Source organism: Gemmatimonas sp., assembly GCF_046594945.1.
In the GTDB taxonomy this organism is placed as follows: Bacteria; Gemmatimonadota; Gemmatimonadetes; order Gemmatimonadales; family Gemmatimonadaceae; genus Gemmatimonas.
The window spans coordinates 22,295-38,871 of record NZ_JBKJRB010000110.1 but is presented as its reverse complement, the minus strand read 5'-3'; the positions used below and the strand labels follow the sequence as shown (position 1 = coordinate 38,871).

Annotated in this window: 13 protein-coding genes; 5 read left to right on the top strand and 8 right to left on the bottom strand. The window is 63.2% G+C overall.

What is annotated here, in order from left to right; all coding sequences use genetic code 11:
* Positions 1-5: 5 nt before the first annotated feature.
* From ACLL97_RS13220 to argG, 8 genes are all read right to left on the bottom strand, one after another.
* Complete coding sequence (locus ACLL97_RS13220) at positions 6-2,168, bottom strand: ankyrin repeat domain-containing protein (RefSeq protein ID WP_411280942.1); 2,163 nt, start codon at positions 2,166-2,168, stop codon at positions 6-8.
* A gap of 8 nt (positions 2,169-2,176) precedes the next feature.
* A complete protein-coding gene (locus ACLL97_RS13215) occupies positions 2,177-3,577 on the bottom strand; it encodes a DUF1552 domain-containing protein (RefSeq protein WP_411280941.1) in 1,401 nt (466 codons plus the stop codon).
* Positions 3,578-3,602: 25 nt separating this feature from the next.
* Positions 3,603-6,188, bottom strand: a complete 2,586-nt coding sequence (locus tag ACLL97_RS13210; protein WP_411280940.1) for a DUF1592 domain-containing protein — start codon at positions 6,186-6,188, stop codon at positions 3,603-3,605.
* A gap of 273 nt (positions 6,189-6,461) precedes the next feature.
* Entirely contained in the window at positions 6,462-7,439 is a 978-nt protein-coding gene (locus ACLL97_RS13205; protein WP_411280939.1) for a 2-dehydropantoate 2-reductase, read from the bottom strand.
* Complete coding sequence (locus ACLL97_RS13200; protein WP_411280938.1) at positions 7,436-8,137, bottom strand: hypothetical protein; 702 nt, start codon at positions 8,135-8,137, stop codon at positions 7,436-7,438. Before ACLL97_RS13200 ends, ACLL97_RS13205 begins: the two co-directional genes overlap by 4 nt.
* Positions 8,138-8,572: 435 nt before the next feature.
* Positions 8,573-8,704 (bottom strand): hypothetical protein, encoded by a 132-nt coding sequence (locus tag ACLL97_RS13195; protein ID WP_411280937.1) that lies wholly within the window; start codon positions 8,702-8,704, stop codon positions 8,573-8,575.
* A gap of 107 nt (positions 8,705-8,811) precedes the next feature.
* Positions 8,812-9,213, bottom strand: coding sequence for a GxxExxY protein (locus tag ACLL97_RS13190; RefSeq protein WP_411280936.1), 402 nt, complete (start codon positions 9,211-9,213; stop codon positions 8,812-8,814).
* 89 nt (positions 9,214-9,302) lie between these two features.
* On the bottom strand, positions 9,303-10,640 hold the full coding sequence (argG, locus tag ACLL97_RS13185; RefSeq protein WP_411280935.1) for an argininosuccinate synthase: 1,338 nt from the start codon (positions 10,638-10,640) through the stop codon (positions 9,303-9,305).
* A 120-nt stretch (positions 10,641-10,760) separates the two neighbouring features.
* Between argG and ACLL97_RS13180 the strand changes: the two genes are divergently transcribed.
* From ACLL97_RS13180 to ACLL97_RS13160, 5 genes are all read left to right on the top strand, one after another.
* Positions 10,761-11,261, top strand: coding sequence for a hypothetical protein (locus tag ACLL97_RS13180; protein WP_411280934.1), 501 nt, complete (start codon positions 10,761-10,763; stop codon positions 11,259-11,261).
* Between the two features lie 8 nt (positions 11,262-11,269).
* The gene (locus ACLL97_RS13175; protein ID WP_411280933.1) at positions 11,270-12,427 is read left to right on the top strand and encodes an asparaginase; all 1,158 of its coding nucleotides are present in this window, start codon (positions 11,270-11,272) and stop codon (positions 12,425-12,427) included.
* A 120-nt stretch (positions 12,428-12,547) separates the two neighbouring features.
* A complete protein-coding gene (locus ACLL97_RS13170) occupies positions 12,548-12,748 on the top strand; it encodes a choice-of-anchor Q domain-containing protein (protein WP_411280932.1) in 201 nt (66 codons plus the stop codon).
* Positions 12,749-13,186: 438 nt separating this feature from the next.
* Positions 13,187-14,884, top strand: coding sequence for a S8 family peptidase (locus tag ACLL97_RS13165; protein ID WP_411280931.1), 1,698 nt, complete (start codon positions 13,187-13,189; stop codon positions 14,882-14,884).
* A gap of 20 nt (positions 14,885-14,904) precedes the next feature.
* Positions 14,905-16,260 carry a hypothetical protein gene (locus ACLL97_RS13160; protein ID WP_411280930.1) on the top strand — a complete coding sequence of 452 codons (1,356 nt, stop codon included), beginning with the start codon at positions 14,905-14,907 and terminating at the stop codon, positions 16,258-16,260.
* The last annotated feature ends 317 nt before the right edge of the window (positions 16,261-16,577 follow it).

The following is a 16,577-nucleotide window of genomic DNA, read 5'->3' as shown; positions in this document are numbered from 1 at the left end:
GACGATTAGCAGGCCACGCAGCGATGACTGTTCTTCGCGCCGAGCTTTTCGAGTAGCTGGATCGTCTCGGGGAACGGACGCAGACGCTGCACGGGGCCGTTGGCCATATCAACGGTGGTCATGCCGTTGCGAGCCACGGCCTTCGGATCGGCACCCTTGCTCACGAGATACGTGATCATGTCGTTGTCACCGCGCGCCGCGGCGTGGTGCAGCGGCGTATAGCCGTTCACGTCACGCTGATTCACGTCGGCGTGCAGCACTTCCACGAGGTACTTCAAGGCCGGCATCCAACCGTCGGCGGCATGACGATGCGAGTTGCCGGCAAAGCCGTTGCCGTATCCAACGCCCGCTGCCGCATGCACGGGATAAATGCCGATACCGGCAGGCGTGGCCTTTGATGCGGAATCGATGTCCGGCGGCATCACGTACGACGCCGGGCCATCGCCCGGACCACCCGGGCCACCCGCCAGTCGCGCCCGGTTGGCACGGTTGGCCGCGACCGGGCGAACTGACGGCAGCGTGTCGATCGCCCCTCGTGCCTTCAGCAGCTTCATCGCATCGACGTCAACCGCGTACGCGGCGCGCCAGAACGGCGTCGTGCCATCGAGTGCCTCGAGTCCGCAGTTGGCGTTGCCGCAGTTGTTGTAGGCAAAGAACCAAAGGTTCTTCCTGAGACGGACATTGGGATCCGCGCCCGCCTTCAGCATCGCGTCCATCAGTTCGAGGTGCGTGACTTTCTGCGTCTGGACCGATTGCGGCTGCGGATACCGCGAGCGCGGCGCCCACATTGTGTTCAGCGCAGCGTACAGCGGCGTGAGGCCGGCACTGCTACCGATCTTCACGTTCGCGCCCCGTTTGACCAGCTCCATGGCCAGATCAAACTGACCGTTGATCGCTGCCATCAGCAGCGCCGTGGTGCTGTCGCTGGTTGTCACTTCATCGATCTTCGCGCCGCCATCGAGAATTGCCAGCGCCGCATCGATGTTGCCTTGACGCGCCGCGTGATGTAACGCCGTCATGCCGCCCATGCTCCCAACAGTTGCCTCGTAGCCCGACACCTGTCCTTCAAACAGCTCGGCGGATTCGGTGCTCTTGGCCACCGGCCCGCTCGAGAAGAGCGCACGACCAGCTTCAATCGCCTGCTGAATCTGCGCCGGCGTGAGATCGGTGGTCGGCGGAGCCGCCACACCGATCTTGTAACCACGCAGCGCGGGATCGGCCTTGGGCGCCGGTGCCGCCGCAATCGTTGGCGGCGCTACCGGCGCCGGCGCTGCGGCCTTCGCCGGCGTCGATGCAGCGGGCGTCGATGCAGCGGGCGTCGATGCCGCCGGAGTTGTCATGCCCGACGAGGCGGCGGCACGATTGCGTGCAGCGGCCGCCTCGGCCATCAACTTTTCCGCCGCCTTGGCCGAGGCGTCGATGATCGAATCGCGCGTTTTCTGGGGCAGATAAGCGAAGAGCACTTCATTTCGCTTCTTCGCCGCCGCCTGCTGTCGCGCCAACTCTTCTGTGAGATCAACCGTCTTCGTGCGAATCGACGCATCGGCGCCGCCCGCCAACAGCGCGCGCGCCGCGTCACCACGATTCTCAGCCGCCGCAAACATCAGCGGTGTCTGTCCCCAGGCCAACTCACGCGCGTTGGGATCGGCCTTCTTCGCCAGCAGCGCCTTCACCGATACCGCATCACCGGCCGTGGCCGCGAGGTGCATCGCGGTTGCACCCGTTGCCGTAAGCGTCTTGGCGTCGGCACCAGCGGCCAGCAAGGCCTGCACCACCGCACCATGGCCGGCGCGCGCCGCGACATGCAGCGGTGTGTAGCCACCGTTCTTCGTGGCGCCCGTAAGCTTGGCCCCGGCGCGCAGCAGCAGCGCCGTCATGGCGACATCACCGCGATCGGCCGCCCAATGCAACGCGGTCATACCGTCGCCCTGCGCCACATTCACATCGCTCTGCCGCGCGAGCAAAACGCGCACCTTCGCGAGGTCTCCCTGCATGGCCGCCTCGGCAACGGCCGGCGCCACGCGCGCCGCCGGCTTCGCCTCGGGCGTGGCCACGGTAGCCACGCGGACGACCGGCTTCGCATCCTGTGCCGCGATCGGTGACAGCGCGCCCGACAACAGCACGAACGCACTTACAACACCGACCCGGATTCCGTTTCGATCGATCATGATTTGCCTCACGCGTAGAGCGCGAACGGCGACAGGCTGTCACCGAAGCTCGGCACGTCGATGTTGTACTTGTGCAGCAGCGAGAGCATCACGTCGGCCATCGGCGTTCCATCGGGCGCGCGCAGGTGTGTGCCGCCCGGCACGAGATGGGCGTCGCCACCCATCAGCAGCAGTGGGCAACGGCGATGGTTGTGGATGTTGGCATCGGCCATCGGCGAGCCGTAGAGAATCGTTGTGTGGTCGAGCATCGTGCCGTCACCTTCCTTCGTGTCCTGCAGGCGCTGCAGGAAGTACGGCAGCATCGACATGTGATAGCGATTGATCTGATTGAACTCGAGAATCGCCGACTCCCGTCCACCGTGGTGCGACGCCGGATGAAAGCCCTTGTTCGAGCCGGAGTCCGGGAACGTACGACTCGACGCATCACGACCGGTCTTGAACGAGAATACGCGCGTCATGTCCGACTGGAACGCCAATACCTGAATGTCGAACATGAGCTTCACATGCTCTTCGAACGAGTCCGGCACGCCGGCCGGCGCTTCCGGCAGCAATCGCTCGTCGCCGTTCGCGTTCTTCGCTTCAACCATCTGGATGCGACGCTCGAGCTCACGCACGTTCTCGAGATACTGATCCACGCGACGACGGTCGGTGGCGCCAAGTTCACGCTTGAGTGACGACATTTCGCCGACGACCCAGTCGAGAATACTACCATTGTCCTTGCGACGGGCCGAGCGGTCGGCGTTGCTCGATCCGGCACCGAACAGCAGGTCGAACGCCGCGCGCGGGTTGCGAATCATCGGCAGCGGCTCGGTCGGTGACGCCCAGCTGATCGTGTCCGTGTACGCGCAGGCGTAGTTGTAGTAGCAGCCACCGGCCTGATCGAGATTCTCGATGCACAGCTGCATCGAGGGAATCGGCGTGTCCTGGCCGATCTTGCGCGCCACGATCTGATCGAACGAGGTGCCGACGTACAAATCAGAACCCTGCGTCTGCTTGGGGTGCGACTGCGTGAGAAACACGGCGCTCGAACGAAAGTGGTCACCGCCGATTTCTGGCGCGTCAAACGCTTCGGCCATGCGCACGTCGGTGTTGCTGATGATCGACATCTTGTGCTTCCACGCTTCCATCGGCGCGAGCGCGCCTTCCGGGTTCAGCGTGAAGTCGCGTCCCACACCCTGCGGCGCCCATAGATGCTTCGAGGCACCCCAGGTGTTCGAACCGGCCGCACCGTGCACCGATTCGATGGTGACGAGGCGCTTGTGACCGGTGAGCGGTGCACCGACACCGCCAACCTTGGCGAGGAAACGGCCGGCGGGTTCCATCGCATCGAGATACGGGAGTGCGATGACGGCACTCATGTTCCGGAGGAAGGTGCGGCGAGGGAGGGCTTTCTGCGTCATGAACGACATGGGTCACGCTCCGTAGGTAGTCGGATCAGTTATGAGACGCATCAGCCGACACCGGCTCGGCGCGCTTGCTATGAAAGGCTTTGCTGTTCACCACACCCATCACGAATGACGAGAACTTGTACTTGTTGCGTTCGGCATCACGCGTGATTGTCCGCACCGTGGTCTGATCAAAGTCTTCCACGCGCCGGCCCAACGCATACGCCATCAGATTCTCGGTGAAGTTCCGCATCAGTGGCACCGGCCGCTTCAACAGGGCCTTGCTGAGATCGATCGGCGTGGTCAGCGCGGTGCCGTCGTACAGCTGACCGCGCGTATCGAGGAGTGCGCCGTTTTCACGGTACCGCAGCTTGCCGGTGACGTCGAAGTTGTCGAGCGCGAGGCCGATCGGATCCATGAAATTGTGGCACGAACGGCAAGTCGGATTTGCACGGTGCTGTTCCATGCGCTCACGCGTGGTGAGCTGCTTGCCATCCTTCGAACCAGCCGTCTGTTCGAGGTCGGGCACATTGGGCGGCGGCGGCGGTGGTGGCGTACCCAGCAGCACTTCCATCACCCACTTTCCACGCAGCACCGGCGACGTGCGATTGCCAAGCGACGTCTGCACCAGCACACTGCCGTGACCAAGCACGCCACGACGCTGATCGTCGGCGTAGGCCACTTTGCGGAAGCCTTCCCCGGTCACGTTCGGGATGCCGTAGTGTCGCGCCAGCCGCTCGTTCACGAACGTCGAATCCGCGCTGAACATCGTGAGCACGCTCCGGTCGTTGCGCACCACGTCTTCGAAAAACAGCTCGGTTTCGCGCTGCATCGACTGCGCAAGCTTGAGATCGAAGTCGGGGAAGAGGAACGCGTCGGGGTGCACCTTTTCGAGATCCTGCAAACGCAGCCACTGCGCGGCGAAGCGCGTGGCCAGTGCGTCGGCACGGGGATCAACGAGCATGCGCTTCACCTGCGCTTGAAACATCGCCGGCGTGTGCAGCGTCTTGGCGCGCGCCGCCGTCAGTAGGCGATCGTCGGGGATCGTACTCCACAGGAAGAACGACAGCCGCGTGGCGAGTTCGAGATCGTCGATCTTGTAGTCGGTGCCGGCGGCTGTGGTGGTGGGCTCCTTCTCGAAGCGGAACACGAAGTACGGGCTGGCCAACATCGCCTGCAACCCGAGTCGTACGCCTTCTTCGAACGCGTTGTCACCGCCGGCCTTGGCGCCCTGATCGTAGAACTTCAGGAGGCTCGCCTTGTCGTTCGCGGTAAGCGGACGTCGATAGGCGCGCGTGCCGAGGCGCGTGAAGATCTGTTCAGCGCAGACACGCTGCTGAACGGCGGCCTTGGGTGCGCAGCTGAAGACTCGCTTGCGGCTTGGCGAGTCGGACACGCCCGTCACGCGATACGGACCGGCGACAAACACTTCCATGAGCGGCGGCGGCTCGGTGGTGCCAGCGGCGCCAGTGCCGCTCGACGCGCGCGACCATTCATGCGGCTTGATCAGGTCTTCGTACGGACCTTCCGCCGACTTCGCGAACGCGACGGAGACCTTGCGCTGTCCCGCTTTTACGTTGATCGGCTCACTGCGGATATAGTCGGCACCGAGCGGCGCGTCGGCCGATTCCCCGTTGCGCGCGACACCGCGATCGTAGCGCAGCAGCGCCACGCGCTCGCCATCGATGGAGACGTCGAGATCTTCCACCGGGCGACCAACGCCACCACCGACGTTGAGCCGGAATTCGTATTCGCCATCGGCCGGGAAGGTGTGCAGCATGACCAAACCGCCACGCGTGCCGTACGGCGTGCCGTCCACGTGATCCCATGGATGTTGCGACGCAAACGGCGACGTCTTGTACGTGGCTTGACCAACTGGGGCCTTGCGATCACCGATCGCCATGCGGCTCACGGCGGCAGCGGCGTTCAGGTAGCCCTCCAGCAGCGTGGGCGACAGCGACTGCACATCAGAGATGTTGTCGAAGTTCGCACTCTTGGTATCGAGCGGCAGCCAATCGCCGGAGGTCACCTCGAGACCAAGCAGATCGCGGATCACGCGCTCGTACTCCGGCCGGTTCAAGCGCTGGAAGGTGCGTGTGCCGGGATTCACCGGCGCTGCCCCATCGACCACGCGTTCGAGCGTTTCGACCAGCGCCTCGAGAGTGTCGCCGGTGGGACGCTTCGATCCCGGCGGCGGCATCATCTGCGCTCGCAGCTTGCGGATCATCTTCTCCGAGGTCGGCAAGGCGGCGTTGGCCGACATGACCGAGTAGCTCTTGAGATCGAGATTGCCGCGCCGCTGGGTAGGGTTGTGACAGCCCGCGCAATAGCGCTGCACCACATCATCGAGCGCACCCATCGTGATGCCGCGCGCCCCGGCGGATGCACGCGTAAACGCGCGACCCGTGGTGTTGGTCGCGCGCAGTGAACGTAGCACGGCATGCGTAGCGGGCCGTGTGCCGTTCGGCCGTGTGCCGTTCGGCCGTGTGCCGTTCGTCGTGGGAACCGAGGTCGCGGCAGTACTCCGCGATGACGGTGTGGTGGATTTTGCCGTGAACGGATCGGTGAGCGGCGGCGATGAAGCAACCATCGTCACCGACGTGATCATTCCGGACAACGCGAGCAGAAGCTTCATCCCGGCTACTCCTGAAGACTGCGACACACGATGGCGTCGCCCAGCCAACTCGTTCGATGATCCGGCAGGAAAGGGGGCCAGATATCCTTGAAAATTACGTGGGAATTGTCAAAGTCGCTGAGAATCGTTGCAACGCCCGTGCCTGGACGCTGCAGAATGGCGGCCGACGATGACCACGATGTGAATCGCGCGGTGATCATCCAATGGACGATCACCGCGCACACCAAAGGTTCACATTCGGGTGACGACACGCCGTTGCGCGATGCGTGCGGATCAGTGCAGCGCGCGTTGCGCGGTTGGCAGGAGCACCGCATACAGCACGTCATGCACCGGCGTCGGCACGCCATACGCACGTCCGATGCGCACCACGGCACCGGTCTGCGCTTCGAATTCCGACGGTCTTTCCGCCATGAGGTCGCGCTGCAATGAGGTCGAACCGTCCGCTGGCAGACTATCATAGCGCGCCCAAACGCGGTCGATGGCGTCGGCTGGCCACTCCACGCCAACGGCCCGACCCACATTTCGCACTTCATATAGCGCTGCGTCGATCATCGCCCGCGATTCCGGCACTGATCGTACGATACCGAACGGTACGCGCGCTGCCGCGCCGACGGCGCCGATGGGCTCGATGAACAGGAATTTCTCCCACTGCGCCACGCCCATGTCATCGGGCAATACGGCGACCAATCCGGCCCCGCGAAGGGCGGCCGCGAATCGCGAGATCTGCGCGTAGGCCGCTGAATGCACCGGCGCCCCGGCCCGGCGGCCGAACTCGATGATTGGGGTGACTGCCGTATGGCGGATGTGTCCGGGTCCGGCCTGTTCGACGAGCACCCGGCCCAGCCCCTCGAGCACGTTGCCGTCTCCCAGCACGGCCGCCAGGAGTTCGCTGGCTTCCACCCCGTTCTGCACCGGAATCACTGCCGTGTCCGGTCCAACCAGAGGGCGCAGCGACGGTGCGAGGCCGGCGACCTGGGTGGCCTTCACGCACACGAGCACGACATCGACGACGCCCACGGTGCTTGGATCCTCGGTCGCCTGCACCGATGGCAACGTGAGATTACCGTCGACGCTTTCCAAGATCAGACCTCGTGTCTGCAACACGGCGAGCGTGGCACCGCGCGCAATGAACACGACGTCGTGGCCGGCCTGCTGCAAGCGGGCACCGAGCACGCCGCCGATGGCACCTGCCCCGACGACGGCGACACGCAACCGGTCCAACTGGCGCGTCGCCGTGTCGGTCTTACTCACGGCTTGCCGATCGAGAAGCCGGCAATGTGCGCATCGGTGTTGTGACCCATGCGGAAGCCGACCACGCCATCCGTGCTCTTGAGCTTTCCAGCCGCGACCAGTTCGGCCTTGCTGTAGCTCGCCACTTCGGTGCCGTTGATGATGCACGACACCTTGTCGCCCTTCACCTGCAACGCAATCTCCTGCGTCACCGGCTTTCCCTTCGCTTCAGCCTTGTGCACCGCGTCGCTCATGCCGCCACGCGCTCCGTTCATCTGGAACGGCGCCGGACCCATGCCGCGCACAATGAAGTTGCCATTGCCGTAGGCCGCGCAATACAGATAGGACTCGCCGTCCGTACCCATGTCATTGCCGGCCATGACAATGCCGTACGGGTGCGGATGGCTGTTGAGTCCCATGTACTCACGCTCGGAGAACGTGGCCTTCACGACGTAGTCGCCCTTGCCCTTCATCTCGGGGTTCCAGTATGTGATCGCGGGGCCGGTCGTCACGTGCATGCCCGGTCCCATCGCTACAAACTTGGCACTGTCGACGGTTAGTCCGGCCTTGGCTTCCTTGCCGTCGACCTTGCCCATCCAACCCTTCATCTGAATTCCGCCCTTCACGGCGGTGGACTTTTCCATCTCCTGCGCCTGCATGAACTGTGGCACAAGGGCGAGTGCGGCAGTCGCGAGCGCGACCTGCATCGTACGCTTCATCGGTATGCTCCTCATGTGATTCGGTGGGACCGACCGCGAATGGCGGCGAGCCGGCAGATCTGAATGTTTGCGCCGAAATCCGATTGGCGATAGGGTATGGCGCAATCAGAGACCGGGTTGTGTCACAATCCCTGGGTGTTCGATTGCCAGGAGTCGCCGGCCTTTTCTCTCGGCGGAGCAACATACCCCTTCTAGAGGCTATGGTTCTCGGCGGATTCGCGTGACGCCGCGAATGCCCTCCGGCGCAAATATCCATCCCAGTCCCTTCTGAACCACAGTCAGCTCGGCCGCAATCAATCTGCGCTTCATCCGCCATAGCTAGCACACGGACCGGTGAATCGCATCGAACGGCACACGCGGATCGGATGATCAACGCCTCCGTTTGGGCATATCCGTGCGGTTCCGCCAGATCGGTCAGGTTCCGTGTTCCTGCTGTTATCGATCCTGCGGCACGAGACGCCCGTCGGTCCATCGGCTCCGCAACAGCAGGAACAGCAGGAACAGCAGGAACAGCAGGAACAGCAGGAACAGCAGGAACAGCAGGAACACAGAAACGGCGGATGGCACAGAACGGCACAGATAACACAACGGCGTTGATGACGAGATGATCAACGCCTCCGTTTGGGCATATCCGTGCGGTTCCGCCAGATCGGTCAGGTTCCGTGTTCCTGCTGTTATCGATCTTTTAGCACACGAAGATCGTCGGTCCAGATAATGCGACGGAGCTCTGGCTTCGGGCCGAAATTGAAGAGCAAGCCGAGATTGTACGTCGATGCTTTGAGATAGCTGATCAGCTGCCCTTCATGTGCTCCAGTGAGTCGGTCGCATGCTTTGAGCTCCACGATGACTTTGCCGGCAACTACAAGGTCGGCACGGAACTCGCCCAGCAGAACGCCCTCGAGCGTAACGCGAAGCGGGACCTCGCGTTCAAACCGCAGACCGCGCTTCGCCAGGAAGATCGGCATGGCATTCGCATAAATGCTCTCTGGGTAGCCCCCGCCAAGGGCATTGTAGCTGTCGTAGAAGGCGCCGATGATTTCGTGGGTGATCTCGGCGTGCAACAGGGTTTCACTCATGGCCGTTGGACATAATAGAAACGGGCCGATCACCAGGTGGTGATTGGCCCGTTCACTGTGCAGCAACGCCGTCAGCGGAGCGTCAGTCTTTACGACTTCTCGCCGCTCGGGAGCTGTGGGACGCCGGTGGCGCCGCTCGACTGCAGCAGGCCGACGCCGGTGTACACGACCAGCTTTTCGCGCGTGTCCATGATGTCGAGGTTACGCATCGTGAGCTGACCAATGCGATCCAGCGGAGTGAAGAAGGCTTCGCCCCGCTCCATTGTCAGACGTTCGGGCTTGTACGTGAGATTCGGACTATTCGTGTCCATGATCGAGTAGTCATTGCCACGACGCAGTTCGATCGTCACGTCACCCGTGACCGCCTTCGCCACCCATCGCTGCGCCGATTCGCGCAGCATGAGCGACTGCGGATCGAGCCAGCGGCCCTGATAAAGCAGGCGGCCGAGCTTCTTGCCGTTCATGCGGTACTGCTCGATCGTGTCTTCGTTGTGAATGCCCGTGACCAGTCGCTCGTAGGCGATATACAGCAGCGCGAGACCCGGCGCTTCATAAATACCGCGGCTCTTCGCCTCGATGATACGGTTCTCGATCTGGTCGGACATACCAAGTCCATGACGGCCGCCGATCACATTCGCTCTCACGAACAGCTCGAGCGCACTGCCGAATTCCTGGCCATTGATCGCGACCGGATACCCTTCCACAAACTTGATCGTCACCGTCTCGCGCTTCACGTCCACGTCGTCGCGCCAGTGCGCCACGCCCATGATGGGCTGCACAATGTGCAGGCCTTTGTTCAGGAACTCCAAATCCTTCGCCTCGTGCGTGGCGCCGAGGATGTTCGAGTCGGTAGAGTAGGCTTTCTCGGTGCTCATCTTGTAGTCGAAGCCGCTCTTGATGAGGTACTCCGACATTTCCGTGCGTCCACCGAGTTCATCGATGAATTGCTGATCGAGCCACGGCTTGTACACCTTGAGCGACGGGTTCGTGAGCAGACCGTAGCGGTAGAACCGCTCGATATCGTTGCCCTTGAACGTGCTGCCGTCGCCCCAGATGTTGACGTCGTCTTCACGCATCGCAGCCACGAGCATCGTGCCCGTAACGGCACGACCCAGCGGCGTCGTGTTGAAGTACGTTGCGCCGGCGGTCGTGATGTGGAAAGCGCCACACTGCAGCGCCGCCAGCCCCTCGGCCACCAGATGAGCGCGACACTCGATCAGCCGGGCCTTCTCGGCACCGTACGCCATCGCCTTGCGCGGAATCTCGTCATAGTCCGTTTCATCGGGCTGTCCCAGATTCGCGGTGTACGCGTACGGCACGGCCCCCTTCTCCCGCATCCAATGCAGGGCGGCGCTGGTATCGAGACCACCGGAGAAGGCGATGCCGACTTTCTCGCCGACGGGAAGACGCTGCAGGATGTTGGCCACGGAGAGCTCTGGCTGAACGGTCAGGGGAGCGGAACAGACTGGCAAAATACACCGACCGGCCGTCTCCACGAAGACGGCGATCCCGCCTGCTCCTTGTTGGGAGCGGCGACAGGCTGCAGAATGACCGCAACCCTCTTCGTGAGTATGTCGATGCCGCAGTCGTGGAAACCGCTTTTGCTCGCCGTCCTGCTCGTCTCCAGCACGCGAAGCGTGGACGCCCAAGCGGCCAACCCACGCTTTGGACGCTGGCTGCTCAAGTCGGAGGCGCCTGCCCCGGCCAGCAACATCATGACCTACGAGCCCCTGGGCCCGACGGGCATGAAGGTCAGCATTCAGGCAGTAAACGCGCGTGGCGATACCACGCGCTGGTCGTACAGCACCGAGTTTGACGGACGCGACATGCCCGTGATCGGTAACGCCAATCAAACGCACGCGGCCGTGCGCTCGGTCAGTTCACTGGTGAATGAGATTACGAACACCAACAACGGACGGGTGACACAACGGCTCACCAATGTACTCTCACCCGATCACCAAACGATCGCCGTGATCTATATGCGAGAAGACGCCGTCGGCAAGACCACCGCAGTCACGTTTGCGACGTACACTCGCATGCCCCTCTGATACGGTCTATGACATTCGCTCTGTTTCGCACACCACTGCGACTGGTCGCGCTGCTACTCGTTTCGACGGTCGCGCTCTCGGCGCAGCCGTCCGGTCCCGCCAAGACAAACCCGCGTCTGCCCAAGGTGCTCCTGATCGCCACCGGCGGTACCATCGCCGGCGTGCAGGACGCCCCCGGCTCACTCGGCAGCTATCGCGCCGGCACACTTACCGCCGAGCAAATCATCGCGTCGGTGCCGGAGCTCACACGCTTCGCCCAGCTCGAGACGGAGCAGTTCTCGAATGTGCCCAGTACGTCGATTACACCGGCACAGTGGCTGGCGCTGTCGAAGCGAGTGGAGAAGGTGCTCAAGGATCGCGATGATCTGGCCGGCGTGATCGTCACCCACGGCACCGACCGATTGGAAGAGACGGCGTTCTTTCTCTATCTCACGGTGCGTTCCGATAAGCCGGTGATCGTGGTCGGCGCGCAGCGACCGGCAACCGGCATCAGCCCCGATGGCCCGATCAATCTGCTCGCCGCGGTACGCGTGGCGGTGGCACCGCAGGCCGTGGGCAAAGGCGTGATGGTGGTGATGGACGACCGCATCATCTCGGCGCGCGAGGTGCGCAAGATCTATCAGCGCACCGGTGGATTCAGCGGCGGCGAGATGGGGATGCTCGGCGTGGTAGGCGGCAACGGTCCCGACTTTCTCTTTGCGCCCACGCGACGGCATGGCGAAGACAGTGAGTTCGACCTGCGGAAGGTGGATTCACTGCCGCGAGTAGCGCTCGAATATTCGTATCCCGGCGGCACAGGTCCGCGTTATGACTCGCCTCCGGCCGGCATCGCGGTGGCGAGCAATGGCATGACGCGCGCCGAGTCGGAGGTGTACACAGCGCTGCGACGAGCGGGTGTGGTGGTGGTCACGGTGTTCGCGTACGGCGACAACATGAGCGCGTCACGCGATCCTGACGCGCCGAGGCCCGAGCCCAGAACCGATCCGCGACCGGTGACCCCCGATTCCATGCGAGCCGACAGCACGCGAGTGCCGCCGCAACCGCCGGCCCCGTCGATGGTGTCAGCGCAGCATCTCACGCCGGCGAAGGCGCGCATTTTGTTGATGCTGGCGCTGACGCGAACGAAGGACCCGCTTGAAATTCAGCGGTATTTTTTGAGGTACTAAGCGAGTAGTGGGTAGGGAGTACGGAGTAGGGAACGTCCGGCGCGCGTCGCTCGGCGCCGGACGGGTTGGGGGAGCCGTGTGAGGACATTCGATATATCGGAAGAGTGAATGCAATAGCCAATGACGAGTGTTTCGGCGCTCATTGCCGACGCCAAGCTGGCGCCGCTCGCGGTTGACGGTCTCACCGCGATACACCACCTGTTATCGGGCAATGCAGCGATCAACGCCGCGCCATCGTGCCTCGTGACGGTCGACCAGCGTGGCGCCCCACGTGTTCGGGGACCCGCCTGTGAACTCGGCCCCGTCGAAGAAGCCGAGTGAACCGCTACAAGCCGAGCTCGTGGTGCCGGCTGCCGGCCTCGCACGCGTACGCTGGGTCAGTCCCGCCGGTCAGCGCATAGACAGCGTCAACGATGCGTTCCGGGCGCTGATCACGCTCGACGACAGCGCCATGCGAATCGGCAACCGCACTGAGCCGCTGCTGCCGGGGATGAGTGGGGTGGCTCGCGTGATAGTCGATCGGCGCCCACCAATGAGTCACATCCTCTTTCCGCTGCGAGGTCTGCATCAGTCGCTGCAAAGTACGGTGGGAGGAGTACGGAGCAGAGCGTGCATAGCGCGAGGTCGGTCACACTTTCTCGATCGCGTCGGGCGCTGATCGCTCTTGACAGCACATGGCGAAAGACGTTCGTATTGGTCGCGAGTGTTCGCGAGGCACACCGCGAATGTCCTTCACCATGGTGAATTGAGGATGTCGGTATGACGGACGACGCGTACGAGCGCGCGCGGATGGCAATGCGGAAGGATATGATGCGGTCAATCGTGACCGAGCCGCTGCTGTCCAGGATTCAGGGCCGTTCGCGCGAGCAGTTCGACGTCATCATCGAACTCAACGAGTTCTATCGCGACGGTCTTGGCGGTGCACTGGCGGAGGTCGAGAAGCAGGCGAAGCAATGGAGGGTTCGGTTCAGCTCGGTATCGAATTACGTCTTCGCGCGCCTCTCGGCCGATCGCATCAGGCGACTCGCGGCGGCGTCTCAGGAACTCAACTCGGCGAATCGTCGAAATGACGCCGTGGTATATCGGATCTGGGAGGACAGCGATATCGCCGTGACGCTCACGCGTTCGCTCACCACCATCAAGGCCGATGCCGCGCAGCGCTCGTTTCACGCGCTCGGCCAAGGCATCGTGTGGGCCGTGCTGGATTCCGGCATCGATGGCGGTCACGTGCACTTCGCGGAGAAGCAGAGTGTGCACGGCAAGATCGATACGCTGGCCATCCGTGGCCCCGTGGAGCATCGCGACTACACGCCCGATGGAGGGGCGTCAGCAGTCACCGCCACCGAGCCGTCGGGTCCGCTGCGAGGGGGCGCACCCAGCGCCCTGGTTGATCGGCTGGGTCACGGGTCGCACGTGGCCGGCATCATCGCCGGTCACTGGAACACGGAGGTACCCGATGGTCTTTCAGTGGTCGGCACCGAAGTGCGCGATGTCAGCACCAGTGATCGCGACGAGGAGAAGCCGATCGTCGCTCGCGAAGCGTTGACGTCGATCAGCGGTGTCGCGCCGTTAGCCAAGTTGGTGAGCCTGAAAGTCATTGCGGATGTCACGCGCACGGATGGCCACAAGCAGACGCGCGGGCAGGGCAAAGTCAGCTGGGTGCTGCGCGCCCTCGAGGATATTCAGTGCTGGAATCAGTACGGCCGACGCCTGCTCGTGCACGGCGTGAACATGAGCATCGGCTATGATTTTGATCCGCGGTGGTTCGCCTGCGGTCAGAGTCCCATTTGCTCCGAAGTGAATCGCCTCGTGAAGTCGGGCGTCTGCGTGGTGGTGTCGGCCGGAAACAGCGGGTATTCGTCGTACATCACGGGTGCCGGCGTGGAGCAGAGCAGCTATCGCAATCTCAGCATCACCGATCCGGGAAACGCCGAGCTGGCGATTACCGTGGGCTCGACCCACCGCGATATGCCGCACACTTATGGTGTGTCGTACTTCTCATCGCGAGGTCCCACCGGAGACGGGCGACGCAAGCCGGATCTGCTGGCGCCTGGCGAACGCATTCGCTCCTGTGCGGCCGGTCGCGAGCGGGAGCGCTTCGGTCGGGACACGAGCGCTCCGGTATCCGTATCCGATGCGGCAGCCGGTGCGGTCGCCACCGCGCCCGGTATGACGGCGCATGCACCAGAAGGCACCACACTCTCCGCACCCTCCGAGTCGGCCGAACGCGCCCTGGAGCGCGGCATGGTGTTGTACTGCGAGCAAACGGGCACCAGTATGGCGGCGCCTCACGTATCCGGCGCCGCCGCCGCGTTTCTGTCGGTACGGACAGAATTCATTGGCCAGCCAGAGCGAGTTAAGGCGCTTTTCCTGACGAATGCCATCGATCTCGGTCGGGAGCCCGCGTTTCAGGGTCACGGGCTGCTCGATCTTATGAAAACGTTGCAGGCTGTCTGATTCTTTCGAGGAACATCCACATGGAAACACTCGGCGGTTTTCCGTTCATGGCGCTCGAGTATAGCACGAGCGGTGTGCTCACGTCGGCGACGCTCGATGCGCTGCAGGCGCACGTGCAGTCGGCGGGCACCTCCGATCTGCTGGTGATCGCTCATGGCTTTCGCAATAACGCGGGCGAGGCGCGCCGCCTGTACGAGCGATTCTTGCAGAACTTCGGCGCGCATATCACGCGAGCGGAGCTCGCCCCGGCACTCGCATCGCGCACATACGCTGCCGCCGGCATTTTCTGGCCGTCCAAGGCGTTCTCTGAAGGGCCGAGCAAAAGCGATGGCGAAACACAGCATCTTGACGAGCGAGAGGCTGCGGCGCTCGACGACGCGCGCGCTGAACTGACGGTGCTGCGCAACGACATCGTAGCGGCCGAACAGCGCGGCACGGTCGACCGCGCGCTGGCGTTACTTGATCAGCTCGAAGCGAGCACAGACAAGCAGGACGAGTTCGTGGCGCTCCTGCTCTCTCTTGCGCGCGATGGTGACAGTGCTGCCGACGCCGACGCCACTGAGGGATTCGAGGAAGTCGCGGCCCAACGTGGCTCCGATCTATTCGCGAAACTTGCAGCGCCGATCATCCTCCCCACAGTGCGCCGAGATGGCGACGGTGGCGTGATGGCGCTGGACAGTAGCGGCGGCGACGGCGGTGGCGCCCCGCTGTTCATCGGCGGCGCCCTGAAATCGATTGCCGGTCGCATTGGACAGGTCCTCAACCTCACCACGTGGTACATGATGAAGAACCGTTCGGGCACCGTGGGCGCGAATGGTGTAGCGGCGGCGGTCCGTGCACTCAAGGTGCGCCACCCAGCGCTGCGCGTGCACCTGATCGGGCACAGTCTTGGCGGCCGATGCATGGCCGCGTGCGCGAAGGCGCTGTGCGCCGATCCCGTGGTGCAGCCCGACTCATTGTCGCTGTTGGAGGCCGCCTTCTCGCACTACGGTCTGAGTCAGGACAACGGACACGGTGATCGCGGCTTCTTCCGCGAGGTGATCGAGCACCACATCGTGAAGGGACCGTTTATTTCGACGTACTCGTATCAAGACACGGTCGTTGGCACAGCGTATGCGATTTCGTCGCGACTGGCCGGCGACAATGTGAAGGCGGTCGGCGACAAGCACGATCAATACGGCGGCATCGGTCGCAATGGCACGCAACGCACCAGCGAATCCACGACGCAGTTGCTGGGCAGTGTTGGGACGCGGTACAGCTATGTGCCGCGCGTGGTGAACAACCTCGATGGTAGTGGTGGCCGCATCAAGGATCACGGTGATGTGACCAACCCTGAGGTCACGTATGCGGTGGCATGTGCAGTGGCCGAAACGTGAACCACGGGATGCTGGGATGGGCGCGGTCCGTGTACTCTAGTAATGGAATGGTGATCCGCACCAGCCTAGTGGACCGCGGTCGACGTTGCGCTCGCCTGGGATCCGAAATGCTGTAACCGCGAGCGATTCCGTCGTCGAGGCGAGCCCCGCCGACTCATTCTCCTTCGCGGCCGTTTTGTCACCGTCGTGCAGGATCTTCGCGGATCGCTCACTCGTCGAGCAAGATGGACTGCGTGCCGAGTTGATTGCCCTCAACGACCGTAATAGTCTGCCGGTGGCGAGCGAATGCGGCGAATGAATCCGTACCAATTTCAAAT